Origin of the sequence: Listeria grandensis FSL F6-0971, assembly GCF_000525835.1 — a bacterium.
GTDB classification, from domain to species: Bacteria; Bacillota; Bacilli; order Lactobacillales; family Listeriaceae; genus Listeria_A; species Listeria_A grandensis.
Window position 1 is genome coordinate 1 of record NZ_AODD01000056.1, and the last position, 1,432, is coordinate 1,432.

Below are 1,432 nucleotides of genomic sequence, written 5' to 3' on the forward strand. Positions count from 1 at the left end.
AGCATACTCATGGCGATGTAGCTAAAATCATCCATGTTCCAAAACGGAACCGAATTCAAAGGCGCAGCAATGAAAGACGGCGAATTCAGCTTCTACGCAGCAGATAAGAAAATCAAGAAAACAGATGAAATCATCATGGTTGCCTACGATAAAAACGGTGACGAACTAGCTAGACAATTAGTGAAATTTGTCGTAGTAACGGAAGGCACATTAACACCAGTAGAAATGACCATTCCAGGCGATAACAACGTGACCGGAACATATACGGGCGATATCACGAAAATCGAACTAACGGTGAACGGTAAAATATACAAAGGTGGAACAGTGGCTAATGGCACCTTCAAGTTCTATTCTAAAGATAAAGTAATGAACGAAAACAGACGTAGTGGTCATTAAAGGCTATGACAGCACGGGCAAATTACTAGACACGCAAACAGTTAAAATCAAATCAAGCGCACCAACAGCAGGAACAATCACACCAGCAGCGATAGCAATCCCAGGCGATAAAAATGTGGTAGGAACATACACAGGCGATGTTAAATCTCTCGTTCTTACAGTAGACGGCGTCGAGTACAAAGGTGGAACCATCGCGAATGGTGAGTTCAAATTCTACGCTTACGATAAAATCAAATCAGCGACAAGCGAAGTAACATTAAAAGCATATGACAAAGCTGGTAGACTGCTTGATACACAAACAGTTGAAATCAAGTCACTCGCACCGACAGCAGGAACAATTACACCAGTAGTCATGACTATCCCAGGTGATAAAAATGTGATAGGAACGTACACAGGAGAAGTTAAGTCCCTTGTCCTGACAGTAGACGGCGTCGAGTACAAAGGCGGAACAATTGCGAATGGCGAGTTCAAATTCTACACCTACGATAAAATCAAATCAGCGACAAGCGAAGTAACATTAAAAGCATATGACAAAGCTGGAAAACTACTTGATACGCAAACAGTTAAAACAACCGCACCAGCAGTAGGAACAATCACACCAAGCACCTTCAAAGTACCAGGAGACACTAGACTAACAGCCACGTATACAGGTGATGTGAAGTCTGTAATAGTGACGATTAATGGCACGAAACATAAAGGCGGCACGGTTAGTGATGGTACAGTAAGTTTTTATATCGGCAATAAAATCGCTTCTACAAGCGATGTAGTGACGATTGAAGCGATCGGTGTAGATGGTAAAGTCTTAGATACTAAAAATGTGACAGTTGCCAATTAAAACAGCAACGAATCATACGATATACTTTTAAATTAGTGTTACCGATCAAGGCTAGGACATGAAGGGGTCTGAGGATTCCCAAGCGTCCTAGCTTTTTTTTCATACAGGTGTGCTAAAACAGCCTTATATTACAAAGGAATAGCCCACATCGGATGCCTCGTTAAAGCGCTTGATATTCCATCTATCTCAATGTCCCGTTAA

2 protein-coding genes are annotated in these 1,432 nt (G+C 41.7%); both read left to right on the plus strand.

Annotated features, from left to right (window positions below; all coding sequences use genetic code 11):
• Positions 1-33: 33 nt before the first annotated feature.
• Positions 34-396: an immunoglobulin-like domain-containing protein gene (locus PGRAN_RS15330; protein WP_036068571.1), complete on the plus strand. Its 363-nt coding sequence runs from the start codon at positions 34-36 to the stop codon at positions 394-396.
• Positions 386-1,231, plus strand: coding sequence for an immunoglobulin-like domain-containing protein (locus PGRAN_RS15335; protein WP_036068572.1), 846 nt, complete (start codon positions 386-388; stop codon positions 1,229-1,231). Before PGRAN_RS15330 ends, PGRAN_RS15335 begins: the two co-directional genes overlap by 11 nt.
• The last annotated feature ends 201 nt before the right edge of the window (positions 1,232-1,432 follow it).

Bases quoted from the DNA above. Each gene is read 5' to 3' on its own strand.
- PGRAN_RS15330 (WP_036068571.1), top strand. From the start codon at position 34: ATGTTCCAAAACGGAACCGAATTCAAAGGCGCAGCAATGAAAGACGGC.